The following is a 575-nucleotide window of genomic DNA, read 5'->3' on the forward strand; positions in this document are numbered from 1 at the left end:
ATCGTGCCGCAGAACGGCGTCACCGCGATGACCGTCGCCGACGTCGACGGCGTGAAGGTCGCCGGCATCCTCTTCGACGCCGGCACCACCAACTCGCAGGTGCTCATGGAGGTCGGCCCGTCCGGGTCGTCGGCCTCGCATGCCGCCAACCCGACGTCGCTGCACGACGTGTTCTTCCGCATCGGCGGGTCCATCGCCGGCAAGGCGACCGTGAGTCTGCGGGTGAACAGCAACAACGTCATCGGCGACCACATGTGGATCTGGCGCGCCGACCACGGCAACGGCGGCACCGTCGGCTGGAACACCAACACCGCCGCCAACGGCCTCGTCGTCAACGGCAACAACGTCACCATGTACGGGCTGTTCGTCGAGCACTACCAGCAGTACCAGACCATCTGGAACGGCAACGGCGGCCGCACGTACTTCTACCAGAACGAGATCCCCTACGACGTGCCCAACCAGGCAAGCTGGTCCTCCGGCGGCGGCGCCCAGGGCTGGGCCGCCTACAAGGTCGGCGCCAACGTGACCAGCCACGAGGCGTGGGGGCTGGGCAGCTACTGCTTCTTCTCCACCAA

The 575-nt window shown here is 67.0% G+C and carries 1 protein-coding gene; it reads left to right on the forward strand.

Annotated features, from left to right (window positions below; genetic code table 11):
• On the forward strand, positions 1 to 575 hold a 575-nt coding region (locus Dsi01nite_RS56990), incomplete at both ends, for a pectate lyase-like domain-containing protein (protein ID WP_505661205.1).

The organism is Dactylosporangium siamense, assembly GCF_016862795.1.
In the GTDB taxonomy this organism is placed as follows: Bacteria; Actinomycetota; Actinomycetes; order Mycobacteriales; family Micromonosporaceae; genus Dactylosporangium; species Dactylosporangium siamense.